General features: G+C 71.5%; 18 protein-coding genes. 11 read left to right on the plus strand and 7 right to left on the minus strand.

What is annotated here, in order from left to right:
- The 8 genes from ACFY0K_RS13600 (at position 1) to ACFY0K_RS13635 (ending at position 7629) form a co-directional block, all read left to right on the plus strand.
- A complete protein-coding gene (locus ACFY0K_RS13600; RefSeq protein ID WP_390639947.1) occupies positions 1 to 960 on the plus strand; it encodes an ABC transporter permease in 960 nt (319 codons plus the stop codon).
- Entirely contained in the window at positions 957 to 2975 is a 2019-nt protein-coding gene (locus tag ACFY0K_RS13605; protein WP_390639948.1) for a dipeptide/oligopeptide/nickel ABC transporter permease/ATP-binding protein, read from the plus strand. The genes ACFY0K_RS13600 and ACFY0K_RS13605 overlap by 4 nt, the downstream gene beginning before the upstream one ends.
- Positions 2972 to 3979: an oligopeptide/dipeptide ABC transporter ATP-binding protein gene (locus tag ACFY0K_RS13610; RefSeq protein WP_390639949.1), complete on the plus strand. Its 1008-nt coding sequence runs from the start codon at positions 2972 to 2974 to the stop codon at positions 3977 to 3979. The genes ACFY0K_RS13605 and ACFY0K_RS13610 overlap by 4 nt, the downstream gene beginning before the upstream one ends.
- A complete protein-coding gene (locus ACFY0K_RS13615; protein ID WP_351954945.1) occupies positions 3979 to 4905 on the plus strand; it encodes a dihydrodipicolinate synthase family protein in 927 nt (308 codons plus the stop codon). Before ACFY0K_RS13610 ends, ACFY0K_RS13615 begins: the two co-directional genes overlap by 1 nt.
- 113 nt (positions 4906 to 5018) lie before the next feature.
- Positions 5019 to 5228 carry a hypothetical protein gene (locus tag ACFY0K_RS13620; RefSeq protein ID WP_093508346.1) on the plus strand — a complete coding sequence of 70 codons (210 nt, stop codon included), beginning with the start codon at positions 5019 to 5021 and terminating at the stop codon, positions 5226 to 5228.
- Between the two features lie 49 nt (positions 5229 to 5277).
- Entirely contained in the window at positions 5278 to 6027 is a 750-nt protein-coding gene (recO, locus tag ACFY0K_RS13625) for a DNA repair protein RecO (RefSeq protein ID WP_351954943.1), read from the plus strand.
- A 43-nt stretch (positions 6028 to 6070) separates the two neighbouring features.
- Positions 6071 to 6922 carry an isoprenyl transferase gene (locus ACFY0K_RS13630; protein WP_382723255.1) on the plus strand — a complete coding sequence of 284 codons (852 nt, stop codon included), beginning with the start codon at positions 6071 to 6073 and terminating at the stop codon, positions 6920 to 6922.
- Between the two features lie 167 nt (positions 6923 to 7089).
- Complete coding sequence (locus ACFY0K_RS13635; protein ID WP_390639950.1) at positions 7090 to 7629, plus strand: YcxB family protein; 540 nt, start codon at positions 7090 to 7092, stop codon at positions 7627 to 7629.
- A 1-nt stretch (position 7630) separates the two neighbouring features.
- Here ACFY0K_RS13635 and ACFY0K_RS13640 read toward each other — a convergent pair whose 3' ends face one another.
- From ACFY0K_RS13640 to ACFY0K_RS13655, 4 genes are all read right to left on the minus strand, one after another.
- Positions 7631 to 8053 carry a Fur family transcriptional regulator gene (locus tag ACFY0K_RS13640; RefSeq protein WP_390639951.1) on the minus strand — a complete coding sequence of 141 codons (423 nt, stop codon included), beginning with the start codon at positions 8051 to 8053 and terminating at the stop codon, positions 7631 to 7633.
- Between the two features lie 61 nt (positions 8054 to 8114).
- Entirely contained in the window at positions 8115 to 9017 is a 903-nt protein-coding gene (locus ACFY0K_RS13645) for a metal ABC transporter permease (protein ID WP_390639952.1), read from the minus strand.
- Entirely contained in the window at positions 9017 to 9781 is a 765-nt protein-coding gene (locus ACFY0K_RS13650) for a metal ABC transporter ATP-binding protein (RefSeq protein ID WP_390639953.1), read from the minus strand. Before ACFY0K_RS13650 ends, ACFY0K_RS13645 begins: the two co-directional genes overlap by 1 nt.
- A 26-nt stretch (positions 9782 to 9807) precedes the next feature.
- The gene (locus ACFY0K_RS13655) at positions 9808 to 10764 is read right to left on the minus strand and encodes a metal ABC transporter substrate-binding protein (RefSeq protein WP_390639954.1); all 957 of its coding nucleotides are present in this window, start codon (positions 10762 to 10764) and stop codon (positions 9808 to 9810) included.
- Positions 10765 to 10926: 162 nt separating this feature from the next.
- On the opposite strand from ACFY0K_RS13655, the gene ACFY0K_RS13660 reads away from it, so the two are divergent.
- A complete protein-coding gene (locus tag ACFY0K_RS13660; RefSeq protein WP_351954936.1) occupies positions 10927 to 12309 on the plus strand; it encodes a glycine--tRNA ligase in 1383 nt (460 codons plus the stop codon).
- A gap of 341 nt (positions 12310 to 12650) precedes the next feature.
- On the opposite strand, the gene ACFY0K_RS13665 is transcribed toward ACFY0K_RS13660, so the two are convergent.
- Complete coding sequence (locus ACFY0K_RS13665; protein WP_390639955.1) at positions 12651 to 13697, minus strand: chitinase; 1047 nt, start codon at positions 13695 to 13697, stop codon at positions 12651 to 12653.
- A 168-nt stretch (positions 13698 to 13865) separates the two neighbouring features.
- On the opposite strand from ACFY0K_RS13665, the gene ACFY0K_RS13670 reads away from it, so the two are divergent.
- Both ACFY0K_RS13670 and ACFY0K_RS13675 read left to right on the plus strand, forming a co-directional pair.
- Positions 13866 to 14876, plus strand: a complete 1011-nt coding sequence (locus tag ACFY0K_RS13670; protein WP_390639956.1) for an aldo/keto reductase — start codon at positions 13866 to 13868, stop codon at positions 14874 to 14876.
- 26 nt (positions 14877 to 14902) lie between these two features.
- Positions 14903 to 15505: a TetR family transcriptional regulator gene (locus tag ACFY0K_RS13675; protein WP_390639957.1), complete on the plus strand. Its 603-nt coding sequence runs from the start codon at positions 14903 to 14905 to the stop codon at positions 15503 to 15505.
- Here ACFY0K_RS13675 and ACFY0K_RS13680 read toward each other — a convergent pair.
- Together ACFY0K_RS13680 and ACFY0K_RS13685 are read right to left on the minus strand one after the other, a co-directional pair.
- Positions 15492 to 15944, minus strand: coding sequence for a hypothetical protein (locus ACFY0K_RS13680; RefSeq protein ID WP_390639958.1), 453 nt, complete (start codon positions 15942 to 15944; stop codon positions 15492 to 15494). The genes ACFY0K_RS13675 and ACFY0K_RS13680 overlap by 14 nt on opposite strands.
- A 189-nt stretch (positions 15945 to 16133) precedes the next feature.
- Positions 16134 to 17282 carry a serine hydrolase domain-containing protein gene (locus ACFY0K_RS13685; protein WP_390639959.1) on the minus strand — a complete coding sequence of 383 codons (1149 nt, stop codon included), beginning with the start codon at positions 17280 to 17282 and terminating at the stop codon, positions 16134 to 16136.
- Positions 17283 to 17419 lie beyond the last annotated feature (137 nt).

Here is a 17419-nt window from a genome sequence, read left to right on the forward strand (position 1 = left end):
ATGACCGCCGTCCTGCGCATCCTGCTGCGCCGCACCGCCCTGCTGGTGCCGCTGCTGCTCGGCATCGCCCTGTTCGTGTTCCTGGTGATGCGGTTCTCCGACGTCGACCCGGCGTCCGCGTTCTTCCAGGGCGCCAACCCCACCCCGCAGCAACTCCACGACTTCCGCGCACGCAACGGCCTCCTCGACCCCCTCCCGCTGCGCTACGTCCACTTCGTCGGCGGCCTGCTCCACGGCGACCTCGGCACCAGCGCCCTCACCCGCACCCCGGTCCTCGACCAGGTGCTCACCGCCCTGCCGCTCACCCTCCAGCTGACCTTCCTGGGCCTCGGCATCGCCGTCGTCCTGGCCCTCGCCGGCGGCGTCACCGCGGCCGTCCACCGCGACCGCTGGCCGGACCAGGCCATCCGCGTCCTCTCCCTGGTCGGCGTCGCCGCCCCCGCCTTCTGGCTGGCGCTGCTGATGATCCAGTACCTGGCCGTCGACCGCGGCTGGTTCCCGTCCGGCGGCTACATCAACCCCGAGGACTCCGTCTCCGGCTGGCTGAGGACCATGGCCCTGCCCGCCCTCGCGCTCTCCCTCCCGGTGGCCGCCCAGCTCACCCGGATCGTCCGCACCTCGGTGGTCGAGGAACTCGACAAGGACTACGTCCGCACCGCGATCGGCAGCGGCCTGCCACCCCACGTCGTGGTCGGCCGCAACGTCCTGCGCAACGCCCTGGTCAACCCGCTGACCGTGCTCGGCCTGCGGGTCGGCTACCTGCTCGGCGGCGCCGTCGTCATCGAGACCATCTTCGCCCTGCCCGGCATGGGCAAGCTGATGATCGACGCCGTCCAGAACGGCGACCCCGCCGTCGTCCAGGGCGTCGTCCTCACCACCGCGACCGGCTTCGTCGTCGTCAACCTCGTCATCGACGTCCTCTACCTGCTGGTCAACCCGCGCCTGAGGGAGGCCACATGACGACGTTCACCCGCGCGGCCCTCACCACCGCCCTCGCCCGCCCCGGCGTACGGCTGCGCAGGCTGTCACCGCTGTCCAAGGCGGCCCTCGCCTTCCTCACCGTGATCGTCCTGGTGGCCGTGTTCGCCCCCCTCCTCGCCCCCGACGACCCCCTTGCGCAGCAGGCCCCCGTCGACGGCACCGGACACCCCTCCGGCGCCCACTGGATGGGCCAGGACAGCCTGGGCCGGGACATCCTCAGCCGGCTGATGTACGGCGCCCGCTGGTCCCTCGCCATCGGCCTCGGTGCGACCGGCCTCGCCCTGGTGGCCGGCGCCCTGCTCGGCGCCCTCGCGGCCACCTCCCGCAAGGCCGTCGACGAGACCCTGATGCGCTGCCTGGACGTGGTGATGGCGTTCCCAGGCATCGCCCTCGCCGCCGTCCTCGTCGCCGTCTTCGGTGGCGGCATCACGGTCCTGATCTGCGCGATCGCCTTCCTCTTCACCCCGCCGGTGGCCCGGGTCGTGCGCGCCAACGTCCTCGACCAGTACGGCGAGGACTACGTCACCGCGGAACGCGTCATCGGCGCTCGCACCCCGCACATCGTCGTCCGCCACGTGGCGGTCAACTGCCTCGCCCCCGTCCTCGTCTTCTGCACCGTCCAGGTCGCCGAGGCCATCGTCTTCGAGGCGTCCCTCTCCTTCATCGGCGCGGGCGTCCGGCCCCCCGACCCCTCCTGGGGCAGCGTCATCGCCGACGGCAAGAACCTGGTCCTGACCGGCGGCTGGTGGGCCACCCTCTTCCCCGGCCTGCTCATCCTCCTCACGGTCCTCTCCCTCAACATGCTCTCCGAGGGCGTCTCGGACGCGTGGGCATCACCGGCGGGCAGGGAGACCGAGCCGGCCCCGGACCCCGTAGAGGCACCCGATCCGGGGGAGGCCCTGGAACTGCCTTCACTGACCGAGGCCGCCGAACGGCTCCGGGCCCGTGCCCGCCCGCTCCCCTCCCATGACGGCCCACCGGTCCTGTCCGTGCAGAACCTCACCATCGCCTTCCCGGACCGCCACCGCGGCGTGAACATCGTCAACGGCATCGGCTTCGAGGTGTATCCGGGCGAAGTCCTGGGCCTGGTAGGGGAATCGGGCTGCGGGAAGTCCCTGACGGCCCTGACCGTCATGGGCCTGCAACCGAAGACGACCAGGGTGACGGGCCAGATCCTTTTCGACCGACGGGACCGCAGCGCCCCGTCAGGGGCGCGGGGAACTGCGCGACCAGCCACGACGCACCCGCAGCCGCCGGTGGACCTGACCACCCCCCACCGCCGCCTCCTCGGCCACGAGATCGCGATGGTCTACCAGGACGCCCTGTCCTCCCTGAACCCTTCCATGACGGTCAGCGCACAGCTCAAACAGCTGGTGAGACGCGGGGGCCACCGCACCCCCGCCGAACTCCTCACCCTCGTCGGCCTGGATCCGGATCGCACGCTCCGCAGCTACCCCCACGAACTCTCCGGCGGCCAGCGCCAACGCGTCCTCATCGCCATGGCCCTCTCCCGGGACCCCCGCCTGATCATCGCCGACGAACCCACCACCGCCCTCGACGTCACCGTCCAGGCCCAGGTGATGGAACTCCTCCTCCGCCTCCGCGAGGAACTCGGCTTCGCGCTGATCCTCGTCTCGCACGACCTCGCCCTGGTCGCGGACGTCACCGACCGCGTGGTGGTGATGTACGGCGGCCAGATCGTCGAGACCGGCGTCACCGCCGAACTGGTCGGCGCCCCCACCCACCACTACACGCGCGGCCTGCTCGGCAGCGTGCTGTCGCTGGAGTCCGGAGCCGAGCGGCTCACCCAGATCAGGGGCGTGGTCCCGTCGCCCGCCGGCTTCCCCGCGGGGTGCCGCTTCAGCGACCGCTGCCCGGCCGCGAGCGACATCTGCCGCATGACACCACCCGGCCTCACCGGCACCCCCACCCACACCGCGGCCTGCCACCACCCGGCCGTCGACCTGGCGGCGAGCGCGGAGGCGGTCACATGAGCGCGGTGCGGCTGACCGGCGTCGACGTGGTCCACCGGGCCCGCGGCGGGGGCCTGTTCGGCCGGGACCGGGTGTACGCGCTGACCGGCGCCGACCTCACCGTGGCGCCCGGCGAGACGGTCGGCGTGGTCGGCGAGTCGGGGTGCGGGAAGTCGACGCTGGCGAAGGTGCTGGTCGGCATCCAGCGGCCGACGGCCGGCACGGTCACCTTCCACGGCCGGGACCTGTGGGCGATGCCGCAGGGCGAACGGCGGACGACGGTCGGTGCGAGCACCGGCATGGTCTTCCAGGACCCGTCGACGGCCCTCAACCGCCGCCTGCCGGTCCGCCGCATCGTGCGTGACCCGCTGGACGTCCACGAGCGCGGCACGAAGGCCGAACGGGAGGCCAGGGTGCGGGAGCTGATGAGCCTCGTCGGCCTGCCCCGGGCGCTCGCCGAGGCGCTGCCCGGCCAGCTCTCCGGCGGCCAGCGGCAGCGCGTCGCGATCGCCCGCGCCCTCGCCCTGGACCCCGACCTGCTGGTGGCGGACGAACCGACCAGCGCACTGGACGTCTCGGTCCGCGCCCAGATCCTCAACCTCCTCCTCGACCTGCGTGAACGCCTCGGCCTCGCCATGGTCTTCGTCTCCCACGACATCCAGACGGTACGGCGGATGAGCGACCGGGTGATCACCATGTACCTGGGCCGGATCGTCGAGGACACCCCGGCCGCCGACGTCACCGGCCACGCCCGGCACCCGTACACCCGGGCCCTGTTCTCGGCCACCCCGGGCCTGCTGAACCCGATCGACCCGATCCCGCTCACGGGGCCGGTGCCGTCGGCGACCAGGCCGCCGTCCGGGTGCCCGTTCCGCACCCGCTGCTGGCGGGCGGACGACGAGTGTGCCGTCCGCATGCCTGACTTCTCGGCCGCGTCACGGCCCGGTCACCGCTACCGCTGCCACCACCCCGTGGATCCTGTGGAGGAGGACCAGCCGAGCCACAGCCTGCCCAGGGAGACCTGATGACGCTGCCCACCCCGCTCACCGGTGTCGTACCGCCCGTCTGCACGCCCCTGACACCGGACCGCGAGGTGGACGTCGCCTCCCTGCGCAGGCTCGTCGACCATCTGACGGCGGCCGGGGTGGACGGCCTGTTCGTGCTCGGGTCGACGTCGGAGGCGGCGTACCTGACGGACGGGCAGCGCAGGCTGGTCACCGAGACGGTGGCCGGCCACGTGGCAGGCCGGCTCCCGGTCCTGGCGGGCGTCATCGACATGACCACCCCCCGGGTCCTGGACCACGTCGCGTCCGTCACGGCGGCCGGCGCGGACGCGGTCGTCGTCACCGCCCCCTTCTACACCCGCACCCACCCCGCCGAGATCGCCCGCCACTTCCGCCTGGTCGCCGAGCGGTCCCCGGTCCCGGTCATCGCCTACGACATCCCGGTCGCGGTCCACACCAAGCTCCCCGCCGACCTGGTACTCGCACTCGCCGCCGACGGGGTGCTGGCCGGGCTGAAGGACTCCAGCGGCGACCTGGCGGGCTTCCGCGAGGTCGTCACCGGCAGCAGGGGCCTGACCGGGTTCAGCGCGCTGACGGGGTCCGAGCTGACCGTCGACTCGGCCCTCGCGCTGGGCGCCGACGGGGCGGTCCCCGGGCTCGCCAACGTCGACCCGGACGGGTACGTCCGCCTGGACCGGCTCTGCCGCACGGGCGACTGGGACCGGGCGCGGGCCGAGCAGGAGCGGCTGTGCGGCCTCTTCCGGATGACCGGCGTCGGGGACCCGGTCCGGATGGGCGGCAGCTCGGCGGGGCTGGGGGCGTTCAAGGCGGCGCTGCACCTGCGCGGGGTGATCGACTGCCCCGCAACCGCCGAGCCGCAGGTGCCGCTGTCCCAGGAGGAGACCGAGTGCGTGGCGAAGTACCTCGCGGGCGCCGGCCTGATGTGAACGCCACCCCGGAGCCCGGGACAGACTCCGGCCGAGTCTAGGCACGCAGCGCCACACCGGTGATGCGAAGCGTGAAATTGCCAGGGGCGGGGGAGCCAGGTGAGGTGAACGCGATGAACCTCCCCATCGGCTCCTGTGCCGTCGACACCCGTACCGGACGGCTGGGCATCGTCATGGGCCACGAGGGCCCCTACGTGCAGTTGCGGCCGTACGGGGGAGGCCGGGAGTGGGACGCGCCCCCGGACGCCGTACGCGTCGCCACCCAGGCCGAACGGCTCGGCGCGGCCACCGCCCACGCCCGCAGCCGCGGCGAGGCCTCCTGAAGTCCGCCTCGCCCGACGGCCCCTTCCGGCGGCAGGGCAGAATGGGCCCATGAGCCTGTTCCGCGACGACGGCATCGTGCTGCGCACCCAGAAGCTGGGTGAAGCGGACCGGATCATCACCCTGCTCACCCGCGGGCACGGCCGGGTGCGGGCGGTGGCTCGTGGGGTGCGGCGGACGAAGTCGAAGTTCGGGGCCCGGCTTGAGCCCTTCTCCCACGTCGACGTGCAGTTCTTCGCCCGGGGGAGCGAGCTGGTGGGGCGCGGGCTGCCGCTGTGCACGCAGAGCGAGACCATCGCGCCGTACGGCGGCGGGATCGTCACCGACTACGCGCGGTACACGGCCGGGACGGCCATGCTGGAGACCGCCGAGCGGTTCACCGACCACGAGGGCGAGCCGGCCGTGCAGCAGTACCTGCTGCTCGTGGGCGGCCTGCGGACCCTCGCCCGCGGCGAGCACGCCCCGCACCTCGTCCTCGACGCCTTCCTGCTGCGCTCCCTCGCCGTCAACGGCTACGCGCCCAGCTTCGAGGCCTGCGCCAAGTGCGGCATGCCCGGCCCGAACCGCTTCTTCTCGGTCGCCTCAGGCGGCAGCATCTGCGTCGACTGCCGGGTGCCCGGCAGCGTCGTACCCTCGCCGCAGACCCTGGTTCTGCTCGGCGCGCTGCTTACGGGAGACTGGGAGACGGCGGACGCGGCCGAGGCCCGGCACGTCCGGGAGGGCAGCGGGCTGGTGTCGGCCTACCTGCACTGGCATCTGGAGCGCGGGCTGCGCTCGCTCAGGTACGTGGAGAAGAGCTAGCGGGAAGAGCTAGCGGGAAAAGCCAGAGGGAGACGAGAAGCACATGGTCGTACGCGGGATCCTGGGACGCCGGCGCCGCGAGTACAAGGCGCCGGAACCGCACCCGTCCGGCGCCCGCCCGCCCAAGCTCCCGGGCGAGCTGGTCCCGAACCACGTGGCGATCGTCATGGACGGGAACGGCCGCTGGGCGAAGGAGCGCGGGCTGCCGCGCACCGAGGGCCACAAGGTCGGCGCCGAGCAGGTCCTCGACGTGCTCCAGGGCGCGATCGAGATGGGCGTGCGCAACATCTCCCTGTACGCCTTCTCCACCGAGAACTGGAAGCGCTCGCCCGAAGAGGTCCGCTTCCTGATGAACTTCAACCGCGACTTCATCCGCAAGTCCCGCGACCAGCTCGACTCACTGGGGGTCCGGGTGCGCTGGGCGGGCCGGATGCCCCGGCTGTGGAAGTCGGTCGCCAAGGAGCTCCAGGTCGCCCAGGAGCAGACCAAGGACAACGACCTGCTCACCCTGTACTTCTGCATGAACTACGGCGGCCGGGCCGAGATCACCGACGCGGTGCAGGCGATCGCCGAGGAGGTGAAGGCGGGCCGGCTCGACCCGTCGAAGATCACCGAGAAGACCATCCAGAAGCACATGTACTACGCCGACATGCCGGACGTGGACATGTTCCTGCGGCCCAGCGGCGAGCAGCGCACCTCCAACTACCTGATCTGGCAGAGCGCTTACGCCGAGATGGTCTTCCAGGACGTGCTGTGGCCCGACTTCGACCGCCGTGACCTGTGGCGGGCGTGCGTCGAATTCGCCTCCCGTGACCGGCGGTTCGGCGGCGCCATCCCCAACGAGGAGCTGCTGGCGATGGAGGGCCGTACCGAGGAGAACCCCTCCGGCATCTGACGGCCACTCGGCGCCTGCGAGAAGGCGGCCACCCCCGGCGTCGACTACACCTGTATCGCCTTCAGGGCGGCCTGCGAGCCGATCTGGAAGCGCAGCACGTTCTACGACCTGAACGAGCTGGAGAACTGCTTCGACCGGAACTGACCTGCGCCGGTACCATCCGCCCCATGGTCATGGACATGGGGCGGGACGCCGAACAAGGCGTGGTGGAGCTGGTCTACGAGCCGGCTATGGAGGACTTCACGGGGGCGCTGCGGGAACGCGAGCGGCTGCGGCGGCGGTGGGTGCGGCCGCGGCGCTGGGCCTTCGTGGTCGTGGCGCTCGCCTTTGTGCTGAACGCCTCGCTCTCCCTGGCGGGGCGCGACAAGCCCAACTGGTTCCTGCTGGTCCTGATGCCCTTGGCCGCGATCCTGGTGTTCTTCACACCCCGGCTCCAGGCCCGCGCGTTCCAGAAGCTCGGCGCACGCAACGGCACGTTTCGCGCGACCGTGACGGACGCCGGGCTGACGCTGGCCAACGACAACAGCACGACGTCGCTCAACTGGTCGGCGCAGCCCCGCTACCGGGAGACCGAGGACGCCTTCTTCACCTACAGCGACGACAAGAACGTCTCCTGCTTCACGGTGCTGCCCAAGCGCGGTCTCCAGGACCCCGCCGACGCCGACCGGCTGCGCGCGATCCTCGACCGGCACCTCGCGCGCGTGTAGCTCAGCAGCTCCCCGCGGCCCCTGCGCAGTCCGCGCACGTCCCGAAGATCTCGACGGTGTGGGCGACGTTGACGTACCCGTGCTCGGCGGCGATGGCCTCGGCCCACTTCTCCACCGCCGGGCCCTCCACCTCCACCGCCTTGCCGCACACGCGGCAGACCAGGTGGTGGTGGTGCTCCCCGGTGGAGCAGCGGCGGTACACCGACTCGCCGTCGGACGTGCGCAGGACGTCGACCTCGCCGGCGTCGGCGAGGTTCTGGAGGGTGCGGTAGACCGTCGTCAGGCCCACCGAGTCGCCCTTGTGCTTGAGCATGTCGTGCAGTTCCTGCGCGCTGCGGAACTCCTCGACCTCGTCCAGGGCCGCCGCCACGGCTGCCCGCTGACGGGTCGAGCGGCCCTTCACGGGCTGTCCAGCGGTCGTCACCGGTTGCCTCCTCACGTCACTGCCTCTGCCGGGCCATTGTGCCAGCCCCGGCCGAGGGCGTTCAGACGCCGACCTCGTCGGCAGCCCCCCTGGTGGCCGGAATCGCGCACTCCGCGGGATCCCCGGCGGGCCGCCGCGCGGCCGCCGCGCGGGCGCGTCGGCGGGCCAGCGGGGTGGCCACCACGCTCAGCAGGACGAACGCCGCGATGGTCAGCAGGACGATCATCGCGCCCGGCGGGACGTACTGGTAGTACGACGTGATCGTGCCCCCGATCGTCACCGTCACACCGATCGCCACGGCGATCGCGAACGTGGCCGCGAAGCTGCGGCTCAGCTGCTGGGCCGCGGCCACCGGGACGACCATGAGCGCGGAGACCAGCAGCAGGCCCACCACCCGCATCGCGACCGTCACGGTCACCGCCGCCGTGATCGCCGTCAGCAGGTTCAGCGCCCGGACCGGCAGGCCGGTCACCCGGGCGAACTCCTCGTCCTGGCTGACCGCGAACAGCTGCCGGCGCAGGCCGAGGGTGACCAGCAGGACGAAGGCCGCCAGCAGGCAGATCGCGGTCACGTCCGACTCGGACACCGTCGACAGCGAGCCGAAGAGGTACGACATCAGGTTGGCGTTGGAGCCGCCCGGCGCGAGGTTGATCAGCATCACGCCGCCGGCCATCCCGCCGTAGAAGAGCATCGCGAGGGCGATGTCGCCGCGGGTGCGGCCGTACCAGCGGATCAGCTCCATCACGATCGCGCCCAGGACGGACACCGCCGTCGCCATCCAGACGGGGGACGTCGAGAGCAGGAAGCCGAGGCCGACGCCGGTCATCGCGACGTGGCCGATGCCGTCGCCCATCAGGGCCTGGCGGCGCTGGACCAGGTAGATGCCGACGGCGGGGGCGGTGATGCCCACCAGGACGGCGGCGAGCAGGGCCCGCTGCATGAAGGCGTAGTTCAGGAAGTCCATCAGCTCAGCAGTCCCGTGCGCAGTGGTGTGTGCTCGTCGTGGGGGTGGACGTGGTCGTGGCCGGGGAGGGCGTGCTGGCCGACGGCGCGGGGCGGCGGCCCGTCGTGCAGCACGCAGCCGTCGCGGAGGACGACCGCCCGGTCGATCAGGGGCTCCAGCGGGCCCAGTTCGTGCAGGACGAGGAGGACCGTGGTGCCCTGTTCGACCTGGTCGCGCAGGGTCCGCGCGAGGATCTCCTGGCTGGCCAGGTCGACGCCCGCCATCGGCTCGTCCATGATCAGCAGTTCGGGCTCGGCGACCAGCGCCCGGGCGATCAGCACCCGCTGGTGCTGGCCGCCGGAGAGCGCCTCCACGTTGTCCTTGGCCCGGTCCGCCATGCCGACCAGGCCGAGCGCGTGCCGTACGGCCGCGTGGTCGGCCCTGCGGAAGAGGCCGAAGCGGGTGCGGGAGAGGCGGCCGGCGGAGACGACCTCGGTGACCGTCGCCGGGACCCCGCCCGCCGCTGTGGTGCGCTGCGGGACGTAGCCGACCCGGGACCAGTCCCGGAAGGCGCGGCGGGGGGTGCCGAACAGCTCGACCTCGCCGCCGCTCGCCGGCACCTGGCCGACGATCGTGCGGATCGCGGTCGACTTGCCGGAGCCGTTCGCGCCGAGCAGCGCGACGACCTCGCCGCGGAGCACGGTGAGGTCGATGCCGCGCAGGACGGGGCGTGCGCCCAGCTCGGCGGTGACGCCGCGCAGGGATATGACGGGCTCGCCGCTCATGTCGTCGTCTCCTGTCCCGTGGCGTGTCACTTGGCGCCCAGTGCCTGCTGGAGCGCCTTGAGGTTGGCTTCCTGGACCGCGAAGTAGTCCCGGCCGCGGGACTTGGCGGTGATGCCCTCGATCGGGTCGAGGACGTCGGTCTTGAGCCCGGAGTCGGCGGCGATGGTCTTGGCGGTCTTGTCGCTGACGAGCGTCTCGTAGAAGACGGTGGTGACGCCGTCGGCCTTCGCCATGGTCTCCAGGTCCCTGACGCGGGCCGCGCTCGGCTCCGACTCGGGGTCGAGGCCGTTGATGGCCTCCTCGGTCAGGCCGTAGCGCTCGGCGAGGTAGCCGAAGGCGGCGTGGGTGGTGATGAAGACCTTGGACCTCGTGTCCGCGAGGCCGTTCTTGAACTGCGTGTTCAGGTCGTCCAGCTTCTTCACCAGGGCCGCGGTGTTCTTCCGGTAGTCGGCGGCGTGGTCCGGGTCGGCCTTCTCGAAGGCCTTGCCGACGCCCTCGGCGACCTGGGCGTAGCGCACCGGGTCGAGCCAGATGTGCGGGTCGAGGCCGGACAGCTCCTCGTTCTTGGAGGTGTCGTGGGAGGCCGCGTGCCCGCCGACCTCGTTGCCGTGCTTCTCCAGCGTGGTCAGGGATGCCGCGTCGATCTTCGTCCCGACGGACGACTGGGCGACCGCGTCGTCGACGGAGGGCTGGAGGTTCTTCAGGTAGAGGACCGCGTCGGACTTCTCGATCCCGATGATCTGCTTGGGGCTGATCTCCAGGTCGTGCGGCTCCTGGCCGGGCTGGGTGAGACTGGTGACGTGGACGTGGCTGCCGCCGATCCGATCGGCGAGGAAGGCCATCGGATAGAACGACGCGACGACGTCGAACTTCCCGGTCTGGGCCGCCGTGGCGTCGCCGCCGCAGGCCGTGAGGGTGGCTATGCCGAGTGCGGTGACGGTGGTCGCGGCGGCCGCGGGTATGAGGCGTCGTCGTACGTTCATGAGAGTCATTTTCAACAAACATGGAAACCGTTGTCAACAAGCTCGGGTGAGAGGCCGGTGAGGGGAACCGATTTGGTTGAGGGGGAGGCCCCGCCGGTACCCTGAAGCATTCGCTCTGAAGCGTCTCGCTTCGTCGCCCGTCGTCGTAATGAAGAGAGCACCGTGGCCGCCGACAAGATCGACACCATCGTCAGCCTGAGCAAGCGCCGTGGCTTCGTATTCCCGTGCAGTGAGATCTACGGCGGCCAGCGTGCCGCCTGGGACTACGGGCCGCTGGGTGTCGAGCTCAAGGAGAACCTGAAGCGCCAGTGGTGGCGCTACATGGTGACGTCGCGCGAGGACGTGGTCGGTATCGACTCGTCCGTCATCCTGGCTCCCGAGGTCTGGGTGGCCTCCGGTCACGTCGCCACCTTCACGGACCCGCTGACCGAGTGCACCTCGTGCCACAAGCGGTTCCGCGCGGACCACCTGGAGGAGCACTACGAGGCCAAGCACGGCCGCCTCCCGGAGAACGGCCTGGCGGACGTGAACTGCCCGAACTGCGGCAACAAGGGCCAGTTCACCGAGCCCAAGCAGTTCTCGGGCCTGCTCTCCACCCACCTCGGCCCGACCCAGGACAGCGGCTCCGTCGCCTACCTGCGTCCGGAGACCGCGCAGGGCATCTTCACCAACTTCGCCCAGGTGCACGTCGCCTCGCGCAAGAAGCCGCCGTTCGGCATCGCGCAGATGGGCAAGTCCTTCCGCAACGAGATCACGCCCGGCAACTTCATCTTCCGCACCCGCGAGTTCGAGCAGATGGAGATGGAGTTCTTCGTCAAGCCGGGCGAGGACGAGAAGTGGCAGGAGTACTGGATGGAGCAGCGCTGGAACTGGTACACCGGCCTGGGCCTGCGCGAGGAGAACATGCGGTGGTACGAGCACCCGAAGGAGAAGCTCTCCCACTACTCCAAGCGCACCGCTGACATCGAGTACCGCTTCCAGTTCGGCGGCAACGAGTGGGGCGAGCTGGAGGGCGTCGCCAACCGCACCGACTACGACCTGAACGCCCACTCCAAGGCCTCCGGCCAGGACCTCTCCTACTTCGACCAGGAGGCCCAGGAGCGCTGGACGCCGTACGTCATCGAGCCGGCGGCGGGTGTCGGCCGGGCCATGCTGGCCTTCCTGCTGGACGCGTACGTCGAGGACGAGGCGCCGAACGCGAAGGGCAAGCTGGAGAAGCGCACGGTGCTGCGCCTCGACCACCGCCTCGCTCCCGTCAAGGTCGCGGTCCTGCCGCTGTCCCGCAACGCCGAGCTGTCCCCGAAGGCCAAGGGGCTCGCCCAGGCGCTGCGCGGGCACTGGAACATCGAGTTCGACGACGCCGGTGCGATCGGGCGGCGCTACCGCCGCCAGGACGAGATCGGTACGCCGTACTGCGTGACCGTCGACTTCGACACGCTCGAGGACAACGCGGTCACCGTCCGCGAGCGCGACTCCATGAAGCAGGAGCGGGTCTCTCTCGACCAGATCGAGTCCTACCTCGCGGGCCGCCTCCTGGGCTGCTAGCCCGACGCCACCCCCTCCGCCCACCCTCCACCCGACTCGCTCGGCTGGGGGGTGGGCGTTTTGGGTGGCGGCGCTGTGTTTGCGAGTGCCGGGGTTGCCGGCCGACCTGAGGGGCCCGGGGAACTGCGCGCCCGGCCCCCACCGTCCCGCGGAGATCCACCGCCCGGTCCGGCACCGCCGAAATCCGCCGCGGCGGCTGATCGCCGTTGCGGCGGGGTGGAGCGGGCCCGGCGGGGTGGAGCGGTGCCGGCGGGATGGGGTGGCCGACCGGACGGAGTGGGTCGGTGGGGGCAGGGGAGCCGGACGGAACGGGCCGGGGGCAGGGGGGACGGTAGGAACGGTCAGCGGTGTTGTAGGGACTTCACGTTGTCGCCGAAGGTCCAGTTCTTTGAGCCGTCCCAGTTGATCGACCAGGTCATGAGGCCCTTGAGGGACGTGCCGTAGTGGTTCCAGGCCTGGGAGACCAGGGACGGGGACATGTAGCCGCCGCCCGCGCCGGACTGGGCGGGCAGGCCGGGGACCTGTTTGTCGTACGGCACCTTGATCGTGGTGCCCTGTACGACCAGCCCCTTGTTGAGGCAGTCGGTCTGGGCGGTGAACCCGGCCACCGTGCCGGCCGAGTACGAGTCGCCCGAGCAGCCGTACATGCTGCCGTTGTAGTACTGCATGTTGAGCCACCACAGGCGGCCGTTGTCGGCGTACTTCTTGACGATCGGCAGGTAGGCGCCCCAGATCGAGCCGTAGGTGATGCTGCCTCCGGTGACGTACGCCGTCTCCGGAGCCATCGTGAGGCCGAAGTTGGACGGCATCTGGGCGAGGATGCCGTCGATGATGCGGACCAGGTTGGCCTGGGACGTGGACAGTTGGGTGATCGAGCCGCTGCCCACCAGGCCCGTCTCGATGTCGATGTCGATGCCGTCGAAGTTGTACTTCTTCAGGATCGGGACGATCGTCGACACGAACCTGTCGGCCACGGTGGCGGAGCTGAGGTCGATGCCCGCCGCCGCCCCGCCGATGGACAGCAGGACGGTCTGGCCGGAGGCCTTCGCCGCGCACATCTCCGCGGGCGTGGCCACCTTCACGCCGGCGTCCATGCCGTCCTCCCAGAGGGCCGTCCCGTCGGAACGGATCACCGGGAAGGCCGCGTTGATCACGTTGTAACCGTGGGCGGCGATGGCGGAGTTGGTGATCGGGGTCCAGCCGAACGGCGGGTGGACGCCGTTGGCGGAGCCGTCCCAGTTCTCCCAGTACCCCTGCAGCACCTTGCCCGCGGGACGGGACTTGACCGCGCAGGTGTCGGCGGCCGAGGCGGGGGCGGCGGCGGGGAGCTGGGTGAGCGCCCCGGTCGCGAGCGCGGCGGCGAGCAGGGCGAGGGTGCGTCGGATCATGCGGGGCCTCCCGGTGGGGTCGGGGCGCGGCGCGAGTGTCGTAGACATGACAGTGCTCTTGGTCCAGACCTTCCGTCAATAGGTCTGGACCACTTCCATCCCGACCGGTGTGACGAGTATGGAATGACAGATATTGAAATCTGTCATCTGTCATGTCAGAGTGGAGCCATGACGAAGCACACCCGTTCCCTCGGTTCCACCGGCCCCCAGGTATCCGCCCTCGGCCTCGGCTGCATGGGCATGTCCGCGCTGTACGGCGAGGCCGACCGCGCCGAGTCGATCGCCACGATCCACGCGGCCCTCGACGCCGGCGTGACCCTGCTCGACACCGGCGACTTCTACGCCATGGGCCACAACGAGATGCTGATCGGCGAGGCCCTGCGCACCGCCCCCGCAGCACTCCGGGAGAAGGCGCTGACCAGCGTCAAGTTCGGCGCCCTGCGCGACCCGGACGGCGGCTGGAACGCCTACGACGGCCGCCCGGCGGCCGTGAAGAACTTCGCCGCCTACTCACTGCAGCGCCTCGGCGTCGACCACATCGACGTCTACCGGATCGCCCGCGTCGACCCGGACGTGCCGATCGAGGAGACGGTCGGCGCCATCGCCGAACTGGTCGAGAAGGGGCACGTCCGGCACATCGGCCTCAGCGAGGCGAGCGCGGCGAACATCCGGCGGGCCGCCGCCACCGCGCCCATCTCCGACCTCCAGATCGAGTACGCGATCATCACCCGCGACATCGAGCGGGAGATCCTGCCGACCACCCGTGAGCTGGGCATCGGCATCACCGCGTACGGCGTGCTCTCCCGAGGCCTGATCTCCGGCCACTTCACCCGTGACCGGCAGCTCGGCTCGGGCGACTTCCGGGCCTTCTCGCCGCGCTTCCAGGGCGACAACCTCCAGCACAACCTCGACCTCGTCGAGGCGCTGCGCAAGATCGCCGACGAGAAGGGCGTGACGGTCGCGCAGATCGCCATCGCCTGGGTGCTCTCCCGCGGCGAGGACATCGTGCCGCTCGTCGGCGCCCGCACCCGCGAGCGGCTCACCGAGTCGCTGGGCGCCCTGGACGTCACCCTGGACGCGGCCGACCTGGCGGCGATCGAGGAGGCCGTACCGGCGGACGCGGCGGCGGGCACCCGCTACCCGGCCGCGCAGATGAGCCATCTCGGCACCGAGCACTGACCCCGGCGCCAGGTACCGTCTAGGCCATGGCAGCGACGTCCCCGCCCCCGACCCCGGCCCTGACCGCCGAGCGCATCCTCGAGGCGACCGAGGAGGTGCTGCGCCGGCACGGCCCGGCCAAGGCCACCGTGGTGGACGTGGCCCGCGCGCTCGGCGTCAGCCACGGCAGTGTCTACCGGCACTTCCGGACCAAGGCGGCGCTGCGCGAAGCGGTGACGAAGCGGTGGCTGGACCGGACCTCGGAGCAGCTGTCCGGCATCGCGGCCGGCGACCGTGACCCGGAGGTCCGGCTGCGCGAGTGGCTGCGGGCCCTGTTCGACGCGAAGCGCCGCAAGGCGGGTGCCGACCCGGAGCTGTTCGCCACCTACATGGTGCTGGCCGGCGAGAGCGGCCCCGCGGTCACCGAGCACATCGCCGACCTGACCGGCCAGCTGACCGCGATCATCGCGGACGGGGCCGGGACCGGTGTCTTCACCGTGCCCGACCCCGCCGCCGCGGCCCGCACCGTCTTCCAGGCCACCGGCCGCTTCCACGACCCGGGCTACGCGCGGGAGTGGGTGCGGCCGGAGGCCGAGGAGGACTTCGGGTCACTGGTGGAGCTGCTGGTGCGAGGGCTCAGCTCACCTTGACCGTCACGGTCGGCGAGTAGACCTTCTTGCCGACCGCCGCGACCCGCAGGTGCTCGGTGCCCGGGTTGCTGAGCGTCGTGGTCAGCGAGTAGGAGCTGCCGTTCTTGACCTTCGCGGTCGCCTTGAGCGGGACCCACTTGCCGCCCTTCTGGTGCTGGAGCACCAGCGGCCAGCCGACCTTCAGGCCGGAGGTGCGGCCGGTCACGGTCACCGGCTCACCGGGCTTGACCGAGGTGGTGTTCGCCCTGGCCGAGATCGAGGCCGTGGTGGTCGGGCTGGGGCTCGGCTTCGGCTTCGGCTTCGGCTTGGCGCTCATGGTGGGCGACGGGGTCGGCTTGGCCTCGGTGGCGAACGCCCCGGTGGAACCGGCCGACAGCAGGGCCACGGAGAGCGCACCGGCGGCGAGGGCCCGGGAGATCTGGCGCTGGGTGGTGTGCATGGATGTACTCCTGTCGAGGGACGGGGGGACGTCTCAAGGCTTGGCCGGGTCGCGCCGGGCGGCGACCCGGGCGGCCTCGGAGGCGGTGCGCGCCGCGCCCTCGGATTCGGTAAAGACCGCAGGTGGCAACGGGTGTCCTGACCTTGTGACTCCTCCCCGGAAGCTCACCCGAACGGCGTAACGCGCGAGCTAGGCCGTGGCCCGCCAGAAGTCCCGCATGAAGGAGGTCGTCGTCGGACCCGTCATCGCCGTCTGTGTCAACAGGACCGTGACCGTGCCGGTGGCCGGGACGAGGTGCGCGGTGGTGCCGGTGCCGCCGACCCAGCCGTAGCGGCCCGGCACCGACCAGGGCTCGGCCGGGGCGACGTCGACCGAGCCGCCGTACCCCCAGCCCTGGCCCTCCAGGAACAGGGCGGCGCGCTCGCGCTGGGCCGCCGTCAGGTGGTTGGTGGTCATACGGCTCACCGAGGTGGCGGTCAGCAGCCGGCGGCCGTCCGGGGCGGCGCCGGCGTTCAGCAGCAGCCGGGCGAAGGCCAGCCAGTCGTCGGCCGTGGAGACGAGGCCGCCGCCGCCCGAGGGGAAGCGCGGCAGGCTGCTGTACGCGCCGTCCGGGGTGTCCGTCAGGCGCAGGGTGCCGTCCGCGGCGGGGGCGTAGGCGGCGGTGAAGCGGTGCCGTTTCGACGCGGGCACCTCGAACGCCGTGTCCCGCATGCCCAGCGGCTCGAAGATCCGCTCCGCCAGGAAATCGGGCAGGGTGCGGCCCGACACCCGGACGACCAGGATGCCCTGGAGGGCGGACGCGGTGCCGTACAGCCAGGCCTCGCCCGGCTGGTGCAGCATCGGCACCTGGGCGAGCAGGCCCAGCCAGGTGTCCGGGTCCGGCCAGTCCCGGAAGGGGATGCCGTGGTCCTGCACCTTGAACAGGGCCTGCGCGGCGGGCAGGGCGAAGTCGTCGGGCAGACCCCAGCCGGCGCGGAAGCTGAGCAGGTCCTCGACGGTGATCTGGCGGACCGCCGGCACCACGTCGTCGACGGGGCTCGTGGGCGTACGCACCACCATCGGTTTCACCAGCTCCGGGAGCCAGTCGGCCACCGGGTCGCCGAGCCCGATCCGGCCCTCGTCCACCAGCATCAGCAGCGCGGCGGCGGTGATCGGCTTGGTGACCGACGCGATCCGGAACACCGAGTCCCGGGCCATCGGGGCGGACCCCTCGACATCGGTGTGCCCGACGGCCACCACCTCGACGTCGTCGCCGCGGGCCACCAGACCCACGGCTCCCGGGACGGTGCCGGCCTCGACGTGGCGGCGCAGGGTGGCATGCAGCGGGGAGGCGGTCATCGGTCGTCCTTCCGGTGGGCGCGGTGTCGCCAGGTACGACTCCCGCGCCCGCGGAAAGTCATCGCGAAGGCTGGTCCGCACGCCCGCGGAGAGTCATCGCGAGGGCTGGCCCCCGCGCCCGCGGAAAGGCATCGCGA

The organism is Streptomyces sp. NPDC001507, assembly GCF_042894765.1.
Taxonomy (GTDB): domain Bacteria; phylum Actinomycetota; class Actinomycetes; order Streptomycetales; family Streptomycetaceae; genus Streptomyces.